Source organism: Dielma fastidiosa (assembly GCF_000313565.1).
Taxonomy (GTDB): domain Bacteria; phylum Bacillota_I; class Bacilli_A; order Erysipelotrichales; family Erysipelotrichaceae; genus Dielma; species Dielma fastidiosa.
This window is the reverse complement of record NZ_HE578928.1, coordinates 179,095-204,388: the sequence shown is the minus strand read 5'-3', so window position 1 is coordinate 204,388 and position 25,294 is coordinate 179,095. Positions and strand designations below refer to the sequence as shown.

At 39.5% G+C, this 25,294-nt stretch carries 23 protein-coding genes; 11 read left to right on the top strand and 12 right to left on the bottom strand.

The window, feature by feature from the left end; genetic code table 11:
- Positions 1-224: 224 nt before the first annotated feature.
- Positions 225-536, bottom strand: coding sequence for a hypothetical protein (locus DAHG_RS12855; protein WP_022938756.1), 312 nt, complete (start codon positions 534-536; stop codon positions 225-227).
- Between the two features lie 234 nt (positions 537-770).
- Between DAHG_RS12855 and DAHG_RS12850 the strand changes: the two genes are divergently transcribed.
- On the top strand, positions 771-1,025 hold the full coding sequence (locus DAHG_RS12850) for a type II toxin-antitoxin system RelB/DinJ family antitoxin (protein WP_022938755.1): 255 nt from the start codon (positions 771-773) through the stop codon (positions 1,023-1,025).
- A gap of 2 nt (positions 1,026-1,027) precedes the next feature.
- Entirely contained in the window at positions 1,028-1,297 is a 270-nt protein-coding gene (locus DAHG_RS12845) for a Txe/YoeB family addiction module toxin (RefSeq protein WP_022938754.1), read from the top strand.
- A gap of 482 nt (positions 1,298-1,779) precedes the next feature.
- Here DAHG_RS12845 and DAHG_RS12840 read toward each other — a convergent pair whose 3' ends face one another.
- From DAHG_RS12840 to DAHG_RS12825, 4 genes are all read right to left on the bottom strand, one after another.
- On the bottom strand, positions 1,780-2,637 hold the full coding sequence (locus DAHG_RS12840; RefSeq protein ID WP_022938753.1) for a DegV family protein: 858 nt from the start codon (positions 2,635-2,637) through the stop codon (positions 1,780-1,782).
- A gap of 20 nt (positions 2,638-2,657) precedes the next feature.
- The gene (locus tag DAHG_RS12835) at positions 2,658-3,509 is read right to left on the bottom strand and encodes a DegV family protein (RefSeq protein ID WP_022938752.1); all 852 of its coding nucleotides are present in this window, start codon (positions 3,507-3,509) and stop codon (positions 2,658-2,660) included.
- Positions 3,510-3,712: 203 nt separating this feature from the next.
- Entirely contained in the window at positions 3,713-5,641 is a 1,929-nt protein-coding gene (locus tag DAHG_RS19595; RefSeq protein ID WP_022938751.1) for an FAD-dependent oxidoreductase, read from the bottom strand.
- Between the two features lie 159 nt (positions 5,642-5,800).
- The gene (locus tag DAHG_RS12825; RefSeq protein WP_022938750.1) at positions 5,801-6,616 is read right to left on the bottom strand and encodes a MerR family DNA-binding transcriptional regulator; all 816 of its coding nucleotides are present in this window, start codon (positions 6,614-6,616) and stop codon (positions 5,801-5,803) included.
- 78 nt (positions 6,617-6,694) lie between these two features.
- Here DAHG_RS12825 and DAHG_RS12820 point away from each other — a divergent pair, with 78 nt between their 5' ends.
- Positions 6,695-7,312 carry a YigZ family protein gene (locus DAHG_RS12820; protein WP_022938749.1) on the top strand — a complete coding sequence of 206 codons (618 nt, stop codon included), beginning with the start codon at positions 6,695-6,697 and terminating at the stop codon, positions 7,310-7,312.
- A 24-nt stretch (positions 7,313-7,336) separates the two neighbouring features.
- Here the strand turns inward: DAHG_RS12820 and DAHG_RS12815 are convergent, their stop codons facing one another.
- Complete coding sequence (locus tag DAHG_RS12815; protein ID WP_022938748.1) at positions 7,337-8,431, bottom strand: radical SAM/SPASM domain-containing protein; 1,095 nt, start codon at positions 8,429-8,431, stop codon at positions 7,337-7,339.
- 98 nt (positions 8,432-8,529) lie between these two features.
- Between DAHG_RS12815 and DAHG_RS12810 the strand changes: the two genes are divergently transcribed.
- The 3 genes from DAHG_RS12810 to DAHG_RS12800 all read left to right on the top strand — a co-directional run bounded on the left by DAHG_RS12810 (position 8,530) and on the right by DAHG_RS12800 (position 11,085).
- On the top strand, positions 8,530-10,095 hold the full coding sequence (locus DAHG_RS12810) for a helix-turn-helix domain-containing protein (protein ID WP_022938747.1): 1,566 nt from the start codon (positions 8,530-8,532) through the stop codon (positions 10,093-10,095).
- A gap of 2 nt (positions 10,096-10,097) precedes the next feature.
- Positions 10,098-10,592 carry an AAA family ATPase gene (locus tag DAHG_RS12805; RefSeq protein WP_022938746.1) on the top strand — a complete coding sequence of 165 codons (495 nt, stop codon included), beginning with the start codon at positions 10,098-10,100 and terminating at the stop codon, positions 10,590-10,592.
- Between the two features lie 115 nt (positions 10,593-10,707).
- Entirely contained in the window at positions 10,708-11,085 is a 378-nt protein-coding gene (locus DAHG_RS12800; RefSeq protein ID WP_022938745.1) for a TnpV protein, read from the top strand.
- Positions 11,086-11,174: 89 nt separating this feature from the next.
- On the opposite strand, the gene DAHG_RS12795 is transcribed toward DAHG_RS12800, so the two are convergent.
- The 6 genes from DAHG_RS12795 to DAHG_RS12770 all read right to left on the bottom strand — a co-directional run bounded on the left by DAHG_RS12795 (position 11,175) and on the right by DAHG_RS12770 (position 20,857).
- A complete protein-coding gene (locus DAHG_RS12795; protein WP_022938744.1) occupies positions 11,175-13,496 on the bottom strand; it encodes a DEAD/DEAH box helicase in 2,322 nt (773 codons plus the stop codon).
- Complete coding sequence (locus DAHG_RS12790) at positions 13,493-14,182, bottom strand: hypothetical protein (RefSeq protein WP_022938743.1); 690 nt, start codon at positions 14,180-14,182, stop codon at positions 13,493-13,495. Before DAHG_RS12790 ends, DAHG_RS12795 begins: the two co-directional genes overlap by 4 nt.
- Before the next feature lie 10 nt (positions 14,183-14,192).
- The gene (locus tag DAHG_RS12785) at positions 14,193-16,379 is read right to left on the bottom strand and encodes a DEAD/DEAH box helicase family protein (protein WP_022938742.1); all 2,187 of its coding nucleotides are present in this window, start codon (positions 16,377-16,379) and stop codon (positions 14,193-14,195) included.
- Between the two features lie 3 nt (positions 16,380-16,382).
- The gene (locus tag DAHG_RS20615) at positions 16,383-18,146 is read right to left on the bottom strand and encodes a site-specific DNA-methyltransferase (protein ID WP_022938741.1); all 1,764 of its coding nucleotides are present in this window, start codon (positions 18,144-18,146) and stop codon (positions 16,383-16,385) included.
- A gap of 20 nt (positions 18,147-18,166) precedes the next feature.
- On the bottom strand, positions 18,167-19,090 hold the full coding sequence (locus DAHG_RS12775; RefSeq protein WP_022938740.1) for a Fic family protein: 924 nt from the start codon (positions 19,088-19,090) through the stop codon (positions 18,167-18,169).
- Positions 19,091-19,402: 312 nt separating this feature from the next.
- Positions 19,403-20,857, bottom strand: coding sequence for an arylsulfatase (locus DAHG_RS12770; protein WP_022938739.1), 1,455 nt, complete (start codon positions 20,855-20,857; stop codon positions 19,403-19,405).
- A gap of 367 nt (positions 20,858-21,224) precedes the next feature.
- Between DAHG_RS12770 and DAHG_RS12765 the strand changes: the two genes are divergently transcribed.
- From DAHG_RS12765 to DAHG_RS12745, 5 genes are read left to right on the top strand one after another with little or no spacing between them, the layout of a single operon-like run.
- Positions 21,225-21,656, top strand: a complete 432-nt coding sequence (locus tag DAHG_RS12765) for a PTS sugar transporter subunit IIA (protein ID WP_022938738.1) — start codon at positions 21,225-21,227, stop codon at positions 21,654-21,656.
- Positions 21,657-21,692: 36 nt separating this feature from the next.
- Positions 21,693-22,181, top strand: coding sequence for a PTS system mannose/fructose/N-acetylgalactosamine-transporter subunit IIB (locus DAHG_RS12760; protein ID WP_022938737.1), 489 nt, complete (start codon positions 21,693-21,695; stop codon positions 22,179-22,181).
- Positions 22,182-22,183: 2 nt separating this feature from the next.
- Positions 22,184-22,984 carry a PTS mannose/fructose/sorbose/N-acetylgalactosamine transporter subunit IIC gene (locus DAHG_RS12755; RefSeq protein ID WP_022938736.1) on the top strand — a complete coding sequence of 267 codons (801 nt, stop codon included), beginning with the start codon at positions 22,184-22,186 and terminating at the stop codon, positions 22,982-22,984.
- Entirely contained in the window at positions 22,984-23,802 is an 819-nt protein-coding gene (locus tag DAHG_RS12750; protein ID WP_022938735.1) for a PTS system mannose/fructose/sorbose family transporter subunit IID, read from the top strand. Before DAHG_RS12755 ends, DAHG_RS12750 begins: the two co-directional genes overlap by 1 nt.
- Positions 23,803-23,806: 4 nt before the next feature.
- On the top strand, positions 23,807-25,294 hold the full coding sequence (locus DAHG_RS12745; protein ID WP_026880972.1) for a sulfatase: 1,488 nt from the start codon (positions 23,807-23,809) through the stop codon (positions 25,292-25,294).

Genomic DNA, 25,294 nt, shown 5'->3' with positions numbered 1-25,294 from the left:
CAAGAAAAGGGATCGGATATAAAGAGAAGATATTACGAGAATATCGAGTATTCGTAAAAGAAAAGCAAACGCAAGCAGAGCAATGGGCAGCGATTGGTAAGAAGATAGGAAAAGCAAGTATTAAAGAATGTCAGCTAACCGCCATATTAGCATTATTCAGATAACATAAAAAAATCAGTTCAATGAATCAAAGTGAATAGACCCAAACTAGAAGAAAAGGCTGTTTACTTGATGGAAATCATTGAACTGATCAAAAGAGTTCCTGTATGGATATGTTCGAGTGCGACTCCAATACCGATAGGTAAAAAGAGAGAGACATTGAAATACAGGAAGGAACAGCGCCGCGAGAAAGGCAGCTGGGTGTCATCTTTAATGACATGATTTCCTGAAGGATTGAAGGAAATCATTTTCTTGGCTGCAAAATCTAAAGCAGAATAAGTTTTTCCACACTGTCTATATCCTCTTATTATCAAAGGTTTATTATCTGGAGTATTTTTCCAATCAATTAGTTTTTGTTCAATTTTCCTTTTCAGCATTAACTTCAGCCCTTTATTATTTCAAAAATGTTTTTTTAAATAACTTTTATTAATAAAATTAATATTTTTCAAACGACTTTTTTGACGATTCGTATTTTTTATAATACTTACTCATAATAAATATTTATCAAAAACTGATAAAGAATCTTATCAAAAACATAGCAAATGTATATTAAATATATTGCAATTTGCTTTAATATTGATATAATAAGAATATAAGAAAGGAGTGATTTTATGGCACAGATTAGTTTGCGTGTTGATGATGATGTGAAGCGTGGGGCCGAGCAGACCTTTGATGAGATAGGCTTGAGTATGTCAACGGCAATTAATATCTTTCTAAAAAAGGTTGCCAGAGAACGACGCATACCCTTTGAGTTGTCAGCAGATCCATTTTACTCAGATAGTAATATGCGTTATCTGGAAAAGAAGATGGAAGACTATAAAGCAGGACGATTAAGTATTTCTAAACATGATTTAATAGAGGAATAATTATGCAGTTAAGAGTAATACAGTGGGATTTCGATGCATGGGAAGATTATCTGTATTGGCAGCAACTTGACAAAAAAATGGTGAAACGAATAAATCAGCTTATAAAAGAGATATATCGGAGTCCTTTTGAAGGAGTAGGAAAGCCGGAACCTTTGAAAGGTAATCTAACTGGTTTTTGGAGTCGGCGCATTAATGAAGAACATAGGCTTGTTTATGTAGTTGAAAATAATAAGGCGGTAATCATATCGTGCCGTGGACATTATGATGATTAGAGAACGTAGAGTATACGTCTTCTTTTTTTAAATGTAATTATTTATTATACTTGATACAATAATTAGTTAGAAGTTAAGGTGGCAGAGAAATCAGCAACCATATATAAATTATAAATTGCGATAGCAGATTAATTTCACGATAAAGATAAAAGACTTAGGCTGATGTACTTTATTTATACTTAGGTATAACCAATAGGAGACATGGTATCAATGCATTTGTTCGGCATATTGGTTATATCTAAAACAACCGCAAGTTATAGTCACCTAATAATAGGATAAGTAACACAGAGCATGCCTGATCATTTAAATTCAACAGATAAATTTTGTCTGCACACAAAAAGATATACTATTTTGTTTATATCAAATACCACCATTAGTTATATTAACAGGCCAATAAGCCTATATACAAAAAATACCCTCCAACATGAATATTTGTCAAAGGGCATTTTTACGTTATAACCGCAGCTGTTTCTCAGCGAATTTTATTGTTCTTTATAAGGTTTAAAATATTGAATCGCAATACAGCCGATACCGGTATGACAGCCAACGACACTGATTAACTCAATTAGCCGTGGTTTCAGTCCTGGTACACGGTTTTGAATCCGCTGAATCATATCTTCACAGTCAGCAGTTTCTAACACATAGGCAACAACTAATTCATAGTCGCTGTTCAATCCATTCGCAATCATTAAATCAATCGCTTTATCCATAGCTTTAGACAAAGTACGTACCTTTTCAGACACATCAATGCGCCCTTCGGTTGACTTGTCAATCTTCAAGATAGGCTTGATTTTCAGCAATCCCGCCAAGGTTGCCGCCAAGGGCGTCAGCCGGCCTCCTCTTTTCAGATGATTCAGATCAACTGGAATCAGCAGGGTACTGGCACTGTCAATAACAGCCTGAAGAATCGTCTGAATCTCATCAAGGTTTTTTCCTTCTTCATAAAGTTTCTTTGCCAATGTGATGCAGTAGAACTGTACTTCTGCGGTAACATAGGTGTCCATGCAGATAAAAGTCAGTCCATTTTCTTCAGCCGCCAGCCGCATGGCATTTATCGTACCCGATAAACCATTGCAGATTGGCACCGCAAATACGGTATCATATTCATTCTTTTTTAAATCAGCAAATAATTCCTCAATCAAACCTAACGGCGGCAGGGAAGTCTTCATCAACTCGCCTGCTTGTACACGCTTGTAAACCTCTTCAATACTGGCATCTTCCAATTCCAATATCGTTTCACTTCCATTGCTGATCTGCAGCGGTAAACTGTAAATTCCCAATGCTTTCATTTCTTGTTGGTTGTGTTCACAGCCACTGTCAGTTACAAATGCAACTTTCATGTTCTTACCCCCCGTAAGTTTTACTTTTTAAATGCCTGAATACCTACACATTCACAGCCAGTGTGAACGGAAATAACGGAAACCAGATCACAGATTTCAATCTCATGATTTGGAAATTGCTCCTGCAGACGGTCACGCACATATTCAGCTTGTTCCAAAGAATCGCTGTTTGCGACATAAATCATATAATTGTCATCAACTTTACGATTAATCAGCTCCTGAACCATGCGGTCAACCGCTTTGTTATAAGTGCGGACCTTATCGAAAACATCAATCTTGCCAAGGCAGCTTTTATCGATTTTCAGAATTGGTTTAATTTTAAGCAATCCTGCCAAGGTCGCAGCCAGCGGTGTTAAGCGGCCGCCGCGCTTTAAGTGGTCAAGATCACCAGGCATAACAAGTGTTAGTCCAGTATCACCGATATCTTGGATCTTAGCGATGATATCCTCCATCGCCACACCTTCATTATACATCTTATGTGCCAATTCAATACAATATTTCTGCATACAGGCTGTCGTATAAATATCTACATGAATGAATTTCAGTCCAATGTTTTCAGCTGCCAGACGATATGCGTTATAGGCGCTTGATAAACCCGCGTTAATCGGTATACAGAATACAGTGTCATAGCCCTGTTTCTTTATATCATCAAATATTTTCTCAATCAGACCCAGCGGCGGGATTGAAGTCGTCATGCGCTGTTCTTCACGAATCAGCTTATAAATTTCAGCATTGCTGGTATCAACAAAATCCAACAGTGTTTTATCCTGATCTACAAATACAATCTGCAAAGGAATGCAAATTATATCTTTCTTCTTCATTTCAGCGGGTGAAACACCACAGCTTGTATCGGTTACGAATGCAACTTTCATTTCATCCATCCTTTCCTGTCAGAGGACAGTTACCTATGCAAAATATTATACCCTATTTTTGATGTTCTCACAAATCAATTCAAGAGTAAATGACAAATAAGATCAATGATTCATTTATAAGATATGTAAAAGGTCCTATTCAATAGTATTTTATATACTAATTGAAAGGACCAATTTGTAGGGAGATATAGACTTAATCTGATTTATTTAGCGTTGGCGGCAGCCATTTCACCGGCAATGCGTCCGGAATTATAAGCGAAGCCTAATGTACCGCCTTCAAATGGCACATAAGCGTTGCCATAAGCGCCGCTGGCATCAGCACCGGCTACCCAAAGGTTATCGATCGGCTTGCCGGCAGCATCAACTGCCTGAAGATATTCATCAACCTCAACACCGCCAAGGGTACCAAGATAATTCACATATTTATACTTAACCGCATAATATGGGCCTTCAGCTAATTCATCCATGTATTCAGAAGCTTTATATAAATCTGTATCAGCACCATTGCGGCACATTTCATTATAACGATCTAACGTAGCCGTTAAGCGAGGCATATTCAGTTTCTCAGCTAATTCTTCAATTGTATCGCCCTTGATGACAATACCCTCTTCAACCGCTTTTTCAAGTGCAGCCGTTACATCTTTTGGCGTAATGCTGTCAGCATAACGCTGATCAGTATCAACCTGATGGCCGCCTTCAATATAACGCTGATTATTGCCGATGAAGATACTGTAACGATCCACTAATTCCGCAAGACCACCTTCAGCAACCTGATTAAGGATTCCTTGATCAAGAATTGAATAAATTTCACCGCCGCTGACACTTCTTAATGTTTCAGCACCATGAGCTGCTTCTAGTACAACTTCTTCGTTGGTGAAACGAGTACCTTGAGAGTTCACAAAGAGAACCGGTGTCTGGAAAGCGCCAGTCAGCGCGCTGTAATTTTCAATCTGTTTTAATTCATCACTGGCTGTGGAGAAGTCAGGACCAATACCATAATTCTGCGGAATAACGATGCCTTTATCAGCACCGATTGCCCATGCCATTTTAATACCGTCACCAGTATTTGATTTTACAACTGGATTGCCATAATTAACATCACCGAAAATTTCAGTAGTCATTTCCGCATTACCCGCAAAACCGCCTGTCGCAAGAACCACCGATGAGGCATTGATTCTTAATTCACCGCCGTCAGCTTTTACGGCAATCACGCCGCTGACCTTGCCATCAGTTATAATTAATTCAGTACCGGTAGTTTCATAACGAACGCTGCCGCCCTTTGTCTCAATTACTTCATGAAGCTTAGTCATCGCTGCGACACCGCCTTCATCATAACCGTGGGCTGTTGTCGGATTGCCTAAGTGACCGATAACACCGCCATGACCTGGATCAAGCAGATTCAGCTTAACACCGTTTTCAATTAACCAGTCAACCGTAGATCCTGATTTCGCAATGACATTAGCCAGCAAGGCACCATTAGCGTGATATTCGCTGGTTTCCATGAACTGATCATAAACCCATTCCGGGTCAACAGTTTTGCCAGCTTCCTTTTGCAGGGTGGAATCAGTGGCAAATAATACACCGGCGAAAGTACCGGCCCCCATCGGACTAGCAGTCTTTTCGATTAAAATAACATTTTTACCTGCTTCAACCGCCGCTAATGCAGCCGCCGTACCAGCAGCTCCGCCGCCGACTACAACTACATCACAGCTGATTTCTTCCTGTTCGCCTTTTACGACCTCTGTCGTTTTATTCTTTAATGCCTCGACATCACCGCCTGCTTGTTTCACACAATCCTCCACCGCACTGAGAATTGCGTTGCTGGTATTTGTTGCCCCGGCAATCGTATCAATATTCAGACTTTGATTCTCTACAATGCCGGCAGGAATTTTTTCTAACGCGCCATCCGCGATACCGGCCGTTTCCTGCTGTTCAGTGATAGTTACTGACTGAATCGCATCACTTGTAAATACAACCTCAACACTGACATCACCGTTATTGCCCTTGGCAGCAGCCGTGTAAGTACCTTCTGTATATGCAGAAGTGTTAGTGGGAGTATCTGATTTTGATGTACAGCCGCTCATTGAAGCGCACAGCATCAGAACTAGACATCCGCAAATTAGTTTTTTCATAAGTTCCCTCCATTTGTTACCTTAATAAGCTTAAAATAAGGTCTTAGCCATGAGTCAACCCCTATTTAATACGGCTTTTGATAAAAAATGAACAAGAAAAAAAGCCCTTTAAGGCTCATTTCGTTATCAAATTCACAATTAAACAGAGACAACCTATGCCTAACCCACAGGTTCAAGGATCGGAATATATACAATAAAGTGACTGAACCCCTCACCATGATCATGACTTTTAAAGACACATTCCATCAGCACTTCATCACCATACTGCAGCTTGAATTTATCCATCAGCTCTTTAACCTCATGAAACCGTTCCTTACTCATCGGCTGATTCTGCAATGAACCGCTTGCGAATACAAAATACTTACCGGCAGGCAGTAATTTAGCGCAAGAGACATCAAGATTAATTTCCGCCGCTTTCTTACAGGATATAGAAAAGCCCCATTGATGATCAAATGTTCCCTCATAAAAGGACATCCGGGGAACTAAGACAGCCTGATTCGTAATCGGCAGCCGGTCGAGCCAATCCCTGACCTTATCTTTAACGGCTTCATCCTGACTGAATTCATAATTATCAGTCTGCTTCAGAAAGTAAAAGCCATCTAAATGAACAATTTCCCAGCTGTCAGATTGCTGATCAAAACGTTCGCCTATTTTTAAAAGCTGATTGATCTGGCTTAAATATGCCTGCATCCGCTCTATTTCAATCTCCATCTCATCTCGTTTACCCTTCAATGCCTCAGTGATGCCAGCAAAATCCTTATCAAAAATTAATTCTGCTGATTCTTTAATCGTAAAGCCAAGATTTCGATATTTCTTGCTTTCAATAATTTTTTCACCCTGATTAATATTAAAATAACGATAATTAGTCTGTTCATCAATCTCAGGCTTTATGATGCCATATTTCTCATAATGTTTAATCATATCCTGGCTGACACCCATCTCACGGGCAAATTCACCAATTTTATACCGTTTCATACCATCACATCCCTGTTTTAATTATACATCAATTTGCAACTTCTGCCTATTTCCCCTATAATTGAAGCGGTGATCGATATGCCTCGTTTAAAAGAAGAATTTATGAATGAATTTGAAATTGAAAAAAGCCGATTTATCTGTTACTTGAATCGGGCTTTTAATGAAGAAGAAGCAAAAGCGTATATTCTAAGGATAAAGAAACTCCATCCCAATGCAACTCATCACTGTTCCGCTTTTTTAATCGGGGAGCATAGTGAATTGCAGCGCAGCAATGATGATGGTGAACCAAGCGGTACAGCCGGTGTGCCAATGCTGGAAAGCCTGCGAATGAATAAGATGAATGATATAGTGGCTGTTGTCGTGCGTTATTTTGGCGGTATTAAACTGGGGGCCGGCGGTTTGATTCGTGCATATTCTAAAAGTGTATCAGAAGCGATTAAGCTGGCACCGTTAACCGATAAAGTTTTAACATATAAATATTCATTAACTTTCAGCTATGATTTAATCGGCAAGCTGGATTATTTTCTTGCTCATCATGATACGGAGATATTAAACAAGGTATACGATGAAAGAGTTACCTATGTCTATCGTTCACGAAGTGATGATTTGAATGACGCGATACAGGAAATAGCCAGCGGCAGTGCCGAAATTATCTTCCTCGGTGAAGAAATTGTCGAACAGGAGATAATAAAATAAAAGGGACGGATGTCCCTTTATTTGTTAAAACATTTTAGCAATCTGCGGCAATGTCTGCATCGCATAACCAAGGAAATGCTGATAACCGCAGTAGTCATCACTTAAGAAACAAACATTTTGCCGCTTACAGCCGCCATGACATATATTTCTGAACTGACATGACTGACAGACAGCTTTTTCTTCAGCGCGTACTTTCAGGAATGCCTGTGAAGGCTCGCTCTTGATTAACTCAACTAAGCCCATCTCTTTAAAATTACCTAATTTCCTATCTTCTGTAACAAAGAAATCGCAAGGATACACACTGCCGTCAGCTTCCACCACACTTTGCGGTGAACAGTTACCCAGCAATCCACACTGATAGGGGGCATGACCATTAATCATACCAATCAGATTATCAAACAGATTTACACTTAAATAATGGCCGTTTCTTAAATGTTTAAGCCAGCAGTCATAAAACTGGCCAAAGAAAGAGGCATATAATTCAGGGGTCAGCGCTTCACGATTCATTTCTTCATCATTATTTAATGATGGCAGGCAGGGAATCAGCTGAACATAATCAAACTTATTCTCTTTGAAATAATTAAACAGCGCTTTTGGATGCTGGGCAAGTGATTTAGTAATTACGCATAAGATATTAAAATCAACCTGATGCTTACGCAGCAGCTTAATACCATTCAATACACGATAATAGACACCTTTCTTTTGAGCATCATAGCGAAATTTATTCATATTCGTTTCATAACCATCTAAGGATACACCTAACAAAAACTTATTCTCATGGAAAAACTCACACCATTCATCATCCAGCAGCGTTCCATTGGTCTGTAAGGCATAGCTGACGGTACAGCTTCCCTTCACTTCATTTACCTTAGTGATAAAGCGTTTAAAATAATCAAGACCGGCAACCGTTGGTTCACCGCCCTGAAACCCGAAGGTTACTTTACCGTTTTCATCCATATCCGCGAAAATCCGTTCAATCATCGCATTCATCGTTGTTTCATCCATGATACCGTAATTATCCTGTTCACGGTTATTACTAACATCAAAATAAAAGCAATAACTGCATCGCAGGTTACAGCTTGAAGACGCGGGTTTAATTAAAAAAGAAGCACTTTGCATATTATATCTCCTAACATCATATTATCATTATAGCTAACTTATGAGAGCGTTTCAATTAAGAAAATATGTTATAATGAATAAAATAAGGAAGTGTCAGCATGAAAAAAACCGTACTTATTGTAGATAAAGATAAGGATATTCTGAATCTGTATAAGAATATGATCAATTGGGATGAATATGGCTATGAAATTCTGGCAACTGTTGATAATGAAAAAAACGCAATCTCATCTTATGGAGAATATTTGTATGATTTAGTTATTACCGATATTGATTTAAGAGAGGGCAACGGTCTTTCTTTTTTAAGCCGGATCAAGAAAATGTATCCAAGCAGCCGTTTTGTAGTAATCTCAGAAAAGTCTGATTATGAAACTGTGCGTATGGCAATGAAGCTTGGAGCTTATGATTATTTTGTGAAAAGTAAGCTGCGTTTTGCGAATTTCATCGATTTACTGAATGAATTAAATGAAGCTGATTATTTAATTGCTTATTCGGATATATCTATTGAATCAGATTTGCAGAAGCTGATGGGTTTAATTCGCGATAAGCAGAAAATCGATGAGAAGCGTGTGTTAAAGGCTATTGATATTGATAAGCTGCCAATCTTGAACAATACATACCGGATGTTTTTGTTCCGACTTGATCATGTGTACAATCTGTTTCATACGAAGATCTTTGGTCAGGATAAGGATGTATTGCATAATGATATCAGTTATGAATTAGAGAAGGCATTCAAGAATATACCGAATGTGAAAATCTTGTTCTCAAAGAAGCACTCAGGCATCGTGCTTGTTCCGCCGTATCAGCTTGAAACCTATATTGAAATTGCGAAAAGCCTGCTGATGAATTTAGAGAGCGGTACCGGATTTACGTTCTGTATAACAATTTCAGACGCGGTAAGCGGTGTCTCTTCTTTCTATTCACAGTACATTAAGACATTGCATTATCATAATTGGAAATTCTATCATGGTGACAGCAGTGTATGTGTAATGGAACATGTGCCTGATTTTAATGATGTGAATCGGGAGCTGATTCAAAATCAAATTGATTTTTTAACTAAGGTCAGCGTAAGGGATATTCATGAAATTCTGACTTGCAAGGACCAGCTGCTGCATTATTTTGAGATGCAGCATACAGATCCGGAACAAATCATATCGCTGTTTATGATGATTCTGACGCTGATTGAAGAAAAGGAAGCACAGCATTATAAGAGCGGCACCTGTGACTTTGATTCAATGCGTTTAGTTGTCAGTAAGTGCGAGACACTGAAACAGCTCAGTAATGAATTAGATACGATTTTTAATACGATCGCGAATTGGATATTTGATAAAACGAGCCGTAAATATAAGAAAAATGTGAATAAGATTATTTTATTTGTGGAACAGCATATTAATGAGAAGATTACTTTGGAGATGATTGCAAAGCATTTGGGCATCAGTGAAATCCATGTGAGCCGTATTTTTAAGGCGGAAACCGGTAAGAATCTGATTCAGTATATCAATGAACAGAAGATTCAGCGGGCTATTGAATTGATGGAGCATTCGAATATGAAAATTAAGGATGTTGCTGAGGCAGTGGGTTTTGAGGATCAGCTGTATTTTAATAAGGTATTTAAGAAGATCATCGGTATTTCACCAAGTAAATACCGCAGCAAGGCAGTTGATTGATAATGAAAAAGCTTTATATGATCGGCGGTACGATGGGAGTAGGAAAGACTGCTGTTTGTCAGCTGCTGAAGAAGCAATTAAATCATTGTGTATTTCTTGACGGTGACTGGTGTTGGGATATGCATCCTTTTGAAGTAAATGAAGAAACGAAACAAATGGTGCTGGCGAATATTAAATTCTTATTAAATAGCTTTATTCAATGCAGTGTGTATGAGAATATAATCTTTTGCTGGGTCATGCATGAGCAGTCAATCATTGATGAACTGTTATCGGCAATTGAAACCGCCAATTGTGAGGTAAAAGTGATCTCATTGATATGCCGTGAAGAAAGCCTGCGGGAACGTCTTCAAAAGGATGTTGATCAAGGTATCCGTGAACCAGAAATCATCCAGCGAAGTATACAGCGGCTTGATGGCTATAAAACGCTGAATACGATTAAGCTTGATGTCAGTGATATTTCAGCGTCAATGGCGGCTAAGCAAATTGCTTCCTTATAATAATAAAGAGATCCAAGGGAGAGGCTACATAAGGAAGTAACTTCTCCCTTGTGCTTTGTAGTCAGCCGGAATGATTGAGTTTGTAGGAAAATCAATACATTTGGAGGATTACAAAATGGCAAACAGATTTTACGATGAGAAGAACGGTCTTTGGTACGAAAAGCAGGGAGATTATTATTTGCCTTGTTTGGAACTACCCAATGAAGAAACAGAACCTATCGGCATTTGGGGACAGTGGCATAAACGCTACCTAAAGCAAAATCATAGGGTTTTATATATGAATTTGCTCACGAACGGTAAGCTAAATAGCTATCTTGCCGATATTGATGAACGGGCGGAAGAATTGTTTTCTCGGCAGGTAAAACAGATGGCTGAGCAAGAGGGAGTTACTGAACAACTCAAATTGGAAAATCAAATGAAATGGGTTGCTCGGATGAACAACATCCGCAGCAGAGCCACCGAGATCGTGAACACTGATTTGATTTACACATAATGAGCAAACGACGGCAGGGAGAAATCCTTGCCGTCGTTGTGTTAAGTTCAAATGCATATTGTGAGAAGTTTCAAAATACTCATATAATTTTAAAAAATAAATTTTGAGATACTACTTTTCTGAACATCGCTGAGATTTTCAATTTTTTCGTTAAATATGATTTCGCTTTGATCTATGCTATCTACACAAGGCTTTAGCCATTCAATCTCTTCAAAAGAAAAACCATATCGTAGCATCCATATCTCAGTTGGATCTTCTGTCCCGTATTTAATAAACTTTGCAAGCCTTTCGGCACGATCATCTTGGTATTCAATAAAATACTGATGAAAAATTGCGTAAAACAAATCACTCAACTTAAATCCAATTAGTTTATCAAGAAAATCATATGTATCATAGACAATACGATCGTAGTCTACATCCTTTCCCTTAGTATCAGCAGGAAATAGTGGAAAGGCTCGCAATTCTTTATCTGGAATATCACTGTAACCGGCAATATATCGAACTGTCAGATTATCTGCATCTTCCTGATGCCCTGTTTTCGATAATAAACGACGTTGAGCAACTTTTGAAACATAAGCATATCTTTCTTGACATATCTTGCTAAATGTTTTTCCGTGCACTTTCCAGATCATAATCTTTATTGCTGAATCAAAGACATACTTCTCCGCTGCAGTTAATTCTCTTCCCAAATATTGTTTATACAAACATTGAAAATCCTCATAGACTTCTTTTGCAACTGCATTAGGTAAAACAAAATCTTTACCATTAAACATCATATCAAGTAGGGTAGGAACGACCGTTGTAACGCTATCTGATTTCAACTTTTCCAGATCTTTATTTGTCAAATTGTATTCATCAGAGAATTCGCCAGAATTAATTGCTTCTTTATACTCCTCATACTTTTCGTCCATTTTATCATCTGTCGTATCTAAGCGAGATTTTGAAGAAAGAGTATTCTTTTTGCGATATACATTACGGAATCTGCTCATCGCATTTGGACGCAATACCACACTACCAAAATCAAATACAGGTTTGTTGGTAGAGCGACCGGCTCTACCAATCAGATTTTTAACAGAAAGTGTTTTACTTTCCTCGAAACGGTCAAGATAAACCACATCGAATGGCATATTGATTCCCTGCTCCAGCGTAGAAGTAGCAAAACAAATTTTACAGAAGCCTTGCTGTGTAAAATGCTCTAATATCAAACGGGCTGTCAATGGCATTGAACCGTGATGAACAACAATCCCACATCTCAGTTTTTCCAACATATCAGAGTTATAAAATAACTTATCCGTTGTTGAAGCACCAATATACTCCTTTAGTTCATCTATCATTTTTATTGCAACAGGATCATTAATTGGTTGGCACATAGAAACATACTTCTGAAATTGACCATATATCTGCTTACTGTAAATATGTGACTTTGGTACATAAATCAGTACGCTACCACCCTTTTTCAGTGCTGATTCAATGGGATCAAAGTTTGCTTCCAGCTTGCGTTTCCCCAACGTTATAGGAACACTCCCAAAATGATAGAATTTCTGGCTTGTGGTGTCGTGAGTGTAAAAAATCTGTCCTACATTTTTTAATTCATAATTCTTGTATGTTGCAGTTGTGTCGATGATTTCGATACCGTTTTTCTGCAATTGTGCTTCCGGGTTTTCAACAAACGGATGTGCAAAAACGAATTTTGCGTCAGGAAAATACTTTAGTGCGCGCCTCACAATACTATCAAAATAGAGACCTCGCACCGAGTGTTCATCGCTGAGCTGGGCTTCATCAAACAAAATCAAATCAATATTTAGCCAATCTTTATTTTTGAACAGCTCTTTTGCACGCTCAGGTGTCAGTATGAAAATATTTCTGTGAATGTGTTTTGTATTAATCCTATCAACAAAAGTCAGAACATTTACAGTTTTTCTGTCCACAAGACTGTTCAATCGGTCATAGTACTCGTTAATGAGTGCTCTTGAGGGGACGATGACAACCACATCATTGGAACAATCAGTAATAAGATGTCGAAATACAAATGATTTCCCTGTACTTGTTGGTGCTGAAAAGCTGAAATACTGTAAATCTCGTATCTTCTTAAGAATGTCTGCCTGCATTGGCGTGTAGTCATTGCCAAATTCGCTGTTGAGTTGCTGATGATACATCTCAAAAACTGATCCTGTAAGGCTTTCGATTTTGGGATGTTTGAAAAACAGTCCCATTGTGGAAATAATTTCTTGCTCATCCTTCGTTAAAAATTCTGGTTGGAACAATTTGAAATATGAAAGTATTTCTAAAACCACAGAGCTATTGGGACCATTTTGATAAATTTCAGATTTGACATAGTCAATAATCTGCTCTAAATCTTCCCCTTTTCGGATTTTGGCAATGATATTGCCCTTTTCTAAAACAGTATTCATAAGTCCACCGCCACCAAAATGAGTTCTTCGTATTGGAGTAATGATTGAAAGTCCGGGCGTTTCGTGATGTTAGCTATTATTTTGTCTGTGCTTGTAGTTTTTGCTGAAAATGCAGCAGAAAATCCCTTTCTTCCATCGGCTGCTCTTTGCAAAGCCGATGTTGTACAGAATGGTTTTAATTCTGGAAGATCCTCAACATCTTTTCCATCTTTGATAAAGTCAACAATTTGCGGCAATGCCGATGAATACGCTGTTGTAGTGGCAACATATTTTGCTTCACCGAAAATAACTGTATCCGTAATTTTATTCTGTGAATGAAAATCAAACCCGGGATTTCCAGATCGCTTTTTACCAACAAGTTCATCGAGTGGAATATCTAAATAGTCCAGTTCAGAAATCATAGTTTCTCTGGCTAATTCAGATACCACATACTCGCCGGCGTCTTTGCTGATACAGTCGTCAACGCATTTGTCAAACTTTTCTTTAATATCATCAATAGTTTTCTTTGCACGGGAGGAAAAGGCTTTCTGTTCAAAATCCTGATCGAATTTACTGAGCCAAGACAAGTCCATAAGAGTACGCAAAATATCTGATAATGTTGCTGAGATATCTTCAGGATCTATTCTGAAAAATTGCACTTTTGCGGGAAAAAACTCAGTTAATACCTTGTGGTCAGTTATCCTCAAGACTTTCACCTCACTTCAAAATATCACTCAGTACAACCCAGCTATCGCTGTTAATATCCTCGGAATAGCTGTCCATACAAATGCACAGTTCTTCACTTTTTTCGTCATAGCGGACGATGCCGCCCTTTAAGTCATAGCGATTTAGATAATTTTTCAGCACAGCGAATTTTTTCGGCGTGAAAATGTCAATATCTTGGCTATTACCACTGCGGTCAAAGCCGCCCTTGGTCTCCACGATCCAAACTTCACCGTTTACGCTTATTATATAGTCAGGATAGAAATTCTTCTGCTTGTCCGAATTATCCGCATATACGATGGACAAATACTCATTGCCCTTATCGCCATTTTTATATACCCATTCCACGGCATCACACTTTTCACAGAATTTCTCGAATTTGCGTTCCGAAGAGGATCGGACTTCCGCAGAGGAAAGATAGCCCTGATACACATTTTTCTTCATTTCTAACTGTGTTTTTGCAGTGCCATCATAGGTGAATAGGCAGGATTGCGGAATACGAAATGGCACTTTCGATACTTGATTAATATCAAGGGTAAGTTGTTCAAGTTCCGCTGCCATCGCATCACGCACCGTATGGCGAAGCAGGTCAGCATTGTTGATAACAAAGGCGTAGACTTCTCTCGGCTCCATTGCGAGAATTTTACGGCTGTATGTAAAATTACGGTCAAACAGCTTACGAATGATGGTATTCATATAGCTGTATTCCATCCCAATTTCCATGCCAATCTTACCCACCTTTTGATGATACATATGACCATGATCATGGGTATTCAGCTTTTCGGTAATTACTACCGTATTCATATCTGTCGAAGCAAAATCTAAAGTTGCAGTTTCCCCCGAAAGGGTATGGCGCAGAATATCTGCACTAAATTCAAAGCCTGCTGTCTGCAAGCGTGCCTTGTTTTCCGCCTTGTTGGTACTGGTTTTGAATTTTTCTTCAAAGTACTTTGCCACGGAGAGCAGCGCCTTTTTCGGATTACGGTGGTCTGTCACCATTGTTCTCTGTTCAGAGGTTAGGATGATGCCTTTATACTCATTTTTAAGGAATAAGGTAGCAGCTTCCAAAGCCCCTTTGCCGAGGCTCAACTTGACACCGGCGGTGAATTTTTCATCGAAAGTGTAGAGATAACAGCTATCCAACAAATCTTTGCCGTAGTGGTGCGCCTCCGGCATACGGCGAATACGCCCAATTGTCTGAATTTCAAAGGTTTCATCCATATTATCACGGAGTTTTACCAAGATGGCGGCTCTCGGACAGTCCCATCCCGTGGCAACAGCTTGCTTGATAATAACAGCAACAGAGGGAGCATTGATTTCTTCAATGCCCTCCAAGTTTTCGCGCATATCAGAGAGCCACACCGCAAGCTGACCGTTTTCATAAGTTACGCCTTGTGTTTCAAACCAGCGTTCCACATCGTCCTGCAATTTCTCCGATTTGTTTGGGATCTGCACCACAATCAAAGGATTGATGTCCTTTCCGGCGGAAAGAAACTCCGCACGGATTTTACGCTGCTTGGAATACGCCTGTTCCAACAGATAGTTGGTGGCGTTCTCCATTTCCACACGCTGTGGAAAATTCTCATTAATGATGAGCATTTTCTTGATAAGTCCCTCAGCAATAACATCCGCTTCAGGAATTTCTATGATTTCCGCATTTTTGATACCTTTCGGCGTAGCGGAGCAACGGATAATTTTGTCCGTATGGAAATACTGAATAATTTCATCCGCCTTCACTGTGTTGTTCTGATGGCTTTCGTCCACAACGACGATAAAATGCAAACCGGCATTCAGAGCGTGTTCGATATGTTCCAAGAAATTGGTGCGTTCGCTGTCTTTCAGAGCGTTGTTGCCCTTTTTCGTCAGCTTTTCCCAGTTGATGAAGCAGTTGTCGTTTTCTTCAAAGCCGCCTGACATTACATCGGAGAGCAGCTTCGTTTGGGCAGCGTGGATATACTTATCCATCTTTGCCTTGCTTTGCTCCTCCAAATTACCCTTTCCGGGAGTGAGCCATACAAATACAGTATTACGATAGGACTGCACATACTGGTGCATAAAATAGGTGAGAATAATCGTTTTTCCACTGCCTGTAGGGCTTTTTAGGATAATGTCACGGGCAGGCTTGTCCATCGCCTCAAAAAGTGACTTTACAGCCGATAATTGAAAATTTTTTAGTTGCACAGTTTACACCTCCCGTAAATCCTGGTAGTAGTAATCGGGAATAATATTGATCTCAATGCCGTGATCGGCAAGGGACTGTTCCTGCTCTTCATCAGGCAGCAAATCGTGCCCCATATACAGTTTGCGGCACTTGCCATAGGCTTTTATATTCGCCATAAAATCAGCAAGCTCTTCTTCGGTCAGTACAATAGCAATTTCAGCATTGTCCGTAAAATTCACACCATTTTCCAGTTCAACAAGCTCACGGATATGTATAAGCAGTTCATCTGCGTATTCGTAATACATACGCTCGTTGATAGGAATATAATCAACCTTATAATATTTCATCGAAGCGGCATACCCTTCTTTGTCAATCACACGCTTAATGCGTTCATAAGTGACATCTCGGCAGATATTGTTTTCGTTATTCGTGCAGAGGATAAACTTACGGTTACCGCCGTCCTCTGAATTTAGTTTCATTACGGCGTGGCCCGTTGTACCACTACCGGCAAAAAAGTCCAAAATGGTACAATCTTTGTTGTTGTATGTAATGGAATCTAATAACATACGGAGTAGTTCTACTGATTTTGGATAAGCGAAAACGCTCTTTTTATCAAAATATTTCTCTAATTCAATACCACCATCACTCTTAAGGCTGATTATTGAGCGCAAGAGCATACGATTTACATCATCTAAATATTTAATAGAACTTGGTTGCATATTTTCATCTTTTGAAAACCATATATTGCCGCACATATAACTGCCATCAAAGCGTTCTATAACATTATCGTAATCAACAGCGGCTAAAAATGATGCTTCACTCCAACGCCAACCACGATCTGGCACACGAACTGGCTTTTTGGTTGCAGGGTGAATAACATCATATCGAGGGCCAAATGTATTGCCATTGGGCCAACTCATATTGATTTTTCCCCACGCTCTATAATTTTCGTCAACTGCATTATAAAGAGTAACTGCACGGTCGTACTTGTTCTTTTTATATAACCTTTTTAGACGCATTTCGGTTTCTTCTATGCTGACAGCGTTTTTCTTGCATTCGTGCAATAAATCATCTATATCTTTCAGCCCATCTTTAAGGACCATAAATTTATACTTAAAATCACAACTTTTAGCATAGGTTAAGATATATTCGTGGATATTTCCAATGCCTTTGTCGTTTTTTGGAACGCGTTTATTCCATACAATACATTCAATAAAATTCTTTTCGTTAAATACTTCATCGCACATCAGTTTTATTTGTGCAAACTCATTCTCATCTACACTTATGAAAATAATGCCTTTATCTGACATAAGACGGCGGGTAAAACTCAATCTTTCCTGCATAAAAGAAAGCCATTTAGAGTGTCTAAAAGTATCGTTGACATCAACCAATGTATCGGAATATGTAAATCCGTCATTTAATGTATTATATGGCGGATCTATATAAATCACATCAATTTTGCCCTTGTGTGTTTTTTCAAGCAATTTAAGAGACGCAAGGTTGTCTCCCTCTATAAGAAAATTCATCTGTCCGCCATTGTCAATGAAAAGGTCTTTATCCTCATTTAGTACCGGCGTATTTTTGTCCAGTATCTCGTCAATCTCCTCACGGTGTTCCTCAAATACAAGACCGTATTTCTTGCCGTTTACATCTTTCTCAAGGTCGGAAAGATAAGAGAGCAGATTGCCCGTGTTCTCGTCCTGTGGTGCAGAAGATATAAAGGCGCGAATCTCCTTGATTTTAGCAAGCAAATCTTCACGCTTTTGTTTCGATATATTTGTGCTCATATTATTTCTCCTACAATTCTTTATGTCGTTACAATTTCCAAATATTTATCAAGTCGTTCACCTACATATTCGGCAACAAGCAAAACCATATCGTCGGCTTTACCGTCATGATAGAATGTGTCAAAAGCATCATAATATCGTCTACGATCTGCAAACTTAACATTGATTGCAGGGTAGCCATTTCGGATAAGTTCAAGGTTTAGAATTAAACGCCCGGTTCTGCCATTGCCGTCTATAAAAGGGTGGATTCCCTCAAATTCAAGATGGAAACGGGCAATGCGTTCGATTGGGTGCATTGCCTTTTTTCGCTTTTCGTTTTCGGCAAGTAACTCTGTCAATTTCGGCTCAATGAGATATGGTTGTACCGGTTCGGTATATGCACCTGAAATAGTAACCGGAATACGGCGGTAAACACCTTTGTCTTCAGGTCTGTTCATTAGCACTAACGAATGAATTGCCTTAATTTCTGTATCTCGTAATCTTGTTTTATTTTGCGCAATTTCTTCAATGTACAGGAATGCGTCACGGTGCCCCACAGCCTCAAGATGGTCTTTTAAAGGTTTACGGTCAATCGTCATGCCTTCAAGCACCATAGCAGTTTCTTTTAAAGTAAGCGTATTACCCTCAATGGCGTTTGAATTATAGGTGAAATCAACCATAAACTCGTCACGCAAACGCTGTGTTTCGCCTACGGTAAGCGGACGCATACTATCAAGTTTTATTTTTTTTATATCTATTGCTGTAAGTATATCTGCAAATTCGCCACGTTTTCTTTTGTTTGGCAACTTCCGCTTATCTAACGGTTTTTCTGTTTCAGCAGGTATCATATATAATTTGCCTTTACGGATCACGCCTTCGATTTCTCCATTAGCACAAAGTAGGCGAACACGACGGGTAGAAATACTCCATTTTTCTGCCGCTTGCGTAACTGTTAAATATTCCATCTTTCATACCTCCTGATTTGAGAACATTAAAATACAAATATAGTATATCGCATAATCGGAATAATTACAACGACTTTTGAAAATAGTTTAAAATTGGTTTGCCGATTCAAAATTACTTATTAGGATAAAATAATTAGTATTCCCTGTCTCCCCAAAAAATATTCAGATAAGCACTTGGCAAGCAAACATACGTTCTGTATAATGATAAGCATGACAGTTTGACTGTCACACCACAACAATATTAAATTGAGATACAAAGCCACTTGGGGCACCCTTCTTTATGTAGGGTGCCCCAAGCGGATCTCTTTTGTTTTAAATTGTGTTTTTCAGCCAGTCAAGGGTTGCTTTAGGAGTTCCTTTAAGCAGCTGTCTGCCGTCAGTATAACCTTCTTCACGATCTTTTAATTCATCAATCAGATGGCTGCGCAATGTATGAATTCTATCTTGATATGCCTGCTCATGGATTAAATCATGTTCCTCACGAGGATCTTGGTCAAGGTTGAAATACTGCTCTCTGCCGGTTTGGGAGAACCAAATGTATTTATCATGACTGGTAACGATATAATGATTAGACTGTACACCGCCGCTGTGTTCACCATGCAGATATTCACGTTGATGTGGCTTTTCACCGATAATTTCCGGTGCCATTGATATACCGTCCACGGTGTCAGGAATATCGATGCCGGCAAATTCAAGCAGTGTAGGCATAATATCTCTTAATTCAACCACGCTGTCACTTCTGAATGGGGTAACTTTTTTAATGTTTTTACCGACATGTACAATCATTGGTATGTGAGTGCTTCCCTCATAAGGAAGTACCTTGCGGAAGCAGTTATTATCAAACAGCATTTCACCGTGATCGGCAGTGAATACAATGATTGTATCATGATAGGTTTCATCGTTTTCCAAGGCGGTAATCAAACGGCCGATCTGATGATCAATATGAGTGATACATGCGTAATAACCAGCCATTGCCTGATTCCGCATTTCATCATCACGGCAGCCATGCACAGAATCTAATACTCTGCCATATTGTTCAGTAAGGCTTGGATCGACCCAATCACCATGAGCCGGTTCACGAAGCTGTTTATCCTTATATAAGTCATAATAGGACTGCGGTGCGTCAAATGGCGGGTGAGGACGGACAAAGGAAGCCGTTAAAAAGAAAGGCTTCGTCCGATCCCGGGTTTCTAAGAAGCGGATGCTTTCATCAACAACCCAGTTCGTCGGATGATAACGTTCCTCATAGATCCATGGATGAGTAACCCATGAATTATTTTCTACACCGCTGGCATTTACATCCGCGTCATGACCTAGATGATCTTTTAAAAAGCGCATATAATCATCGCTGACATTCTGATGCATCCAATAAGGCGTATTTGCCTTACGGTAGTGACCAATGTAGCCATCATGCAGCCGCATACCCTGAAAACCGCAGAGCAGGCGAGGCGGATGGACATGCATCTTGCCGACACATTGTGTATAATATCCATTTTTGGTTAATTCTTCAGCGAGATAATGCTCATAGTTCCAGTCAATACCATCCTGATAGCCTACTCGGCCATGCTTAGTCTGTGAACGCCCGGTAAGCAGCGCGGCACGTGCCGGTATGCAGCTTGGGCAGGCACTATAACCATTTTCGAAGAAAGCACCGTCAGCTGCCAGCGTATCAAGGTAGGGTGTTTTTACATCCGGATGATCGGCAAAGGATAAACAATCACCGCGGAGCTGATCGCACATCAATAAAATTATATTAGGTTTTTTCATATCCAGTCTCCTTTGTCTCTTATTATATTAAAAGCGCTTACAATTAAACAGTTATAAAAGTTAAAAAATGAAAAAATCATGGATTATTTTAACTGCGATTTTCGATAGAAAGATAAAAAATCTGCATTTTATTTAAATAATTAGCAAATTATGTAATATTTTGAGTGTTGAGTAATTTTTATCAAGATTTAGATATGTGATTTATTAACAAAACATTCTTTAATTGGGAAATTATGAAATATTTAAACTTTATGCGAAATAAACAACTTTTAGTAGAAAAAAATACATTGAACATGGCTTGCAGTGCCGATATAATAACCATGTACACAATATTAAGCGCTTACATATTGGTTCGATAGGAGGAACAATGAGTAATTTAGGAATCATTTTAGTCAGTCATGGTGAATTCGCCAAAGCTGCGTTAGGCAGTGCAGAAATGATTGTCGGTCCACAGGAAGAAGTAACTGCTCTGGCACTTACAGTTGATAAATCACTGGATGCTTTTGAAGAGGAAATAGCTGCGGCTTATGACACTCTGGCAGAAACATGCAAGGAAATTATCGTATTATGTGATATTTACGGCGGTACACCTTTCAATGCTGTCTCCCGCTGTATCCTAAAGGGTAAGAAGATCATTGGCTATACGGGTTTGAGTTTACCAGTATTGATCGACTTATTGCTTTGCAGAGATTTAAGTGGTGAAGAAGCAAAGAAGCGGATTGAGGCTACTCATGCCATTGCTCTGTCACCAATCAATGTTTCGCTGAACAGCGATGAAGACGACATAGACGATCTATAAGTCATACAAACAAGCGTTTGGAAAGGGGTTATATTAATGGCAGTAAGATTAGTAAATATTGATGACCGTTTAATTCACGGTCAGGTTGCGACTACATGGATCAAGGATTATGGCATTGAGTCAGTAATTATTGTTAATGACGCGGTTGCGAATGATCCGATTCAAAAATCAGTTGCAGGACTTGCGGTACCGGGAATTAAAGTCAGCATCTTTGGTGTTGATCAATTCTTGGACGTTCTGAAAAAGACGACAATTAAAAAAGTGACAATGGTTCTGTTTACATCTCCAATCGATGCATTAAAATGCAAACAGAATGGATTTGAATTCAGCGAGATGAATGTCAGCGGCATGCGTTTTAATGATCAGCGTGTGCGCCTGCATAAGAATGTGTCAGTAACACCTGAAGAAAAGGCTGCTTTTGACGCATTGATCAATGATGAACACGTATCAGTAACGATGCAGACAACAACTCGTGATGAAAAAATGATGTTTGTCGATTTACTTAAAAACTATAAGGAGGATTAACCATGGGAATCTTGGTTCAGTCACTGCTTCTGGCATTATGGGCAGGACTTTGCGCATTGGATCAGTTTGGTCCGCATTTAGGCTTTAGAAAACCGCTTCTTGCGTCAGTCGGCGTTGGTATTATCTTAGGGGATATGACAACGGCAATTATTATTGGTGCAACTCTTGAATTAATGTGGCTTGGTGTAAATAATATTGGAGCCTATGTACCTCCTGATGTAATTTCCGGTACAGTAGTAGGTGCTTCAATTGCTATTATGTCTGGTGCTAATATTGAAACAGCAATCGCTACGGCAGTAGCTGTGGCAGTACCGACAGCAATGCTTGTTCAACAGATCAACATGCTGATTATGACTACGAATATTTCATTAGTACACGCTGCGGATAATGTAGCGCTGAGCGGTGATTTTGATAAGATCACACCGCTTCATTACTTAGGCGGCTTGTGCTTCTTCTTAAGCCGTGCCGTGCCTGTATTCATTGCTTGCTATTTAGGTGCTAATACCATCGATTCGATTCTGGCGGCAATTCCAGCTGAAATCTTAACTGGTTTCAACGTTGCTTCTAAGGCTATTCCAGCTGTTGGTCTTGCGATGCTGTTAACGATGATGATGAAGAAAAATATGTGGATGTTCTTAATTTTAGGCTTCGTATTATCTGCTTATATGGGACTTCCAACCCTTGCTGTTGCCTTGATTGGTGCTGTTGTTGCCGGTCTTTATGATTTAATCATGACCAGACCTGCCGGTGCTGCTGTAAGCAATACAGCGGGAACTGATGAGGAAGGAGAGTATGATCTATAATGGGTAAAATTACTAAGAAAACTTTAAATAAAGTATTATGGAGAACACAGACTACTCAGTTCTCACACAATTATGAACGTATGCAGAGCTTAAGCTTAACTTATGATTTTGCTCCCGTATTAAAAGAATTGTACGGCGATCGTCCAAAGGAAGAACGCGTACATGCAATGCAGCGTCATCTTGAGTATTTCAATACACATCCAATTGCTATTCCTTTTATCTTAGGAATCACAGCTGCGCTTGAAGAAAGCACAGATGAAGATCATAAAGATTCAGTAGTAGCGATTAAGACAGGTTTAATGGGTCCGTTCGCTGGTTTAGGCGACAGTATGCTGAACCTGACTTGGTTCCCAATCGCCGGCAGTATCGGTGCTTCAATGTGCGTAGCTAACGGCAGTATTATCGGTCCAATTGTAATGTTCTTAATGATTAACCTGCTTTATTGGCCTTTAAAATATTATGGTCTGCATTTAGGTTATGAAAAAGGTGTTTCTTTATTAGGTGCTGAAGGCGGCATCAGCGGTCTGCAGATTTTTGACCGTCTTGCTAATTTCGCGAATGTATTAGGTGTTGTCGTTGTCGGCGGTCTGATTCCAACAACCGTTAAGGTTGCTACGGGTATTACGATTGCTTCAGGTGAAGGATCGATTGCATTGCAGGAACAATTAGATAAGGTTCTGCCTTGCTTGCTGCCAGTAATTCTGGTATTGATCTGCTACTTATTTATTAAGAAATCCAATGGTAAAAATACAGCTTGGGTTATCCTTGGGGTGCTGGTTGCTTGTATCGCATTATCATGGGTTGGCATTTTAGCATAATTAAATGAGAACAGTTGTAATATTGATGGATACACTCAGGAGACAAATGCTCTCCTGTTATAATCCTGAGACATTTGTTAAGACACCTAATATCCTAAGCTTCTCAAAGGAAGCTACAACCTTTGACCAGCACTGGATCGGATCAGCGCCTTGTATGCCGGCGCGCCGTGATATCTTGTGCGGCCGTCTGAATTTCTTAGAGCGCTCATGGGGGCCGATTGAACCTTTTGATGTAACGTTGCCTTCCGTATTAAAGGAGCATGATATATTTACTCATATCACAACCGATCATTGCCATTACTTCCGTTTAGGCGGTGAAGGGTATGTGCAGCAATTTAATACATGGGATTATCACCGCGGTCAGGAAGGCGATCCATGGGTATCAAGAATTGATGATCCAGCGATGCCTAAGAGTTCTTATGGCAAGGTAAGACGTCAATATCAATGGAATCGTACTAAATGGCCGAAGGAAGAGGAATATCCGTCACCAAGAACCTTTGCGTCAGCTTGTGACTGGCTGAAGGATAATCAGGGCAAGGATGATTTCTTCCTGATGGTTGAAGCGTTTGATCCGCATGAACCATTTGATGTACCAGAAGAATACATGAAGCTGTATGAAGATGCCAAGCTTGACCGTGAATATTTTGAAATTCCTGATTATGATCGTGTTAATGTGCCTGATGATGCTGTTGATTATATTCAAAAACGCTATGCAGCACTGCTGACGATGACGGATAAATGGTTCGGCAAGCTGATTGATCAGTTGAAGGAACTCGATATGTATGAGGATACATTAATGATTATGACAACGGATCATGGCTATTTCTTGGGGGAAAGAGACTATTTCGGTAAGAATTATATGCATCTTTATAATGAGCTTGCACATCTGCCGCTGATTGTAAAATTTCCAAAGAATGAGCTGGGCGGTCAGCGTATATCAAAAATTACGCAGAATATCGACATCATGCCGACGGTTCTTGAAGCAAGCGGTATCGCAATCCCTGACAGTGTAAAGGGAAGCTCATGGATGAAGCTGATTCATGACCCACAGCATTATGAAAAAAACTATGCCTTATTTGGTTATCACGCGATGGCAGTGAATGTAACAGATGGCCATTATGTCTATCTGCGTTCACCAAACAGTGAAAATAAACCATGTTACGAATATACATGTATTCCGACTACGATCCGCAAATACTTAGGTAAAGGATTGGAGCCGCAGATTGAGACTGGCAGATATTTGAAACGCACAGAGTATCCGCTTTACCGCGTACCAGTTAATGCACCGTCGATTATCGATAATGTGAGCTGCGGTATGTCCGAGGTAAAAGCTACTAAATTATTTAATTTAGATAATGATTATGCGGAGAAAATCAATCTGGCCGGTGTTGATCATCAGGCTGAAGAATATTGTATCAAGCTTTTAGATAAGGCACTGGATGAGCATGAAGCGCCTGCGGAACAGAAGCAGCGCCTTGGCTTAAAGGATTAG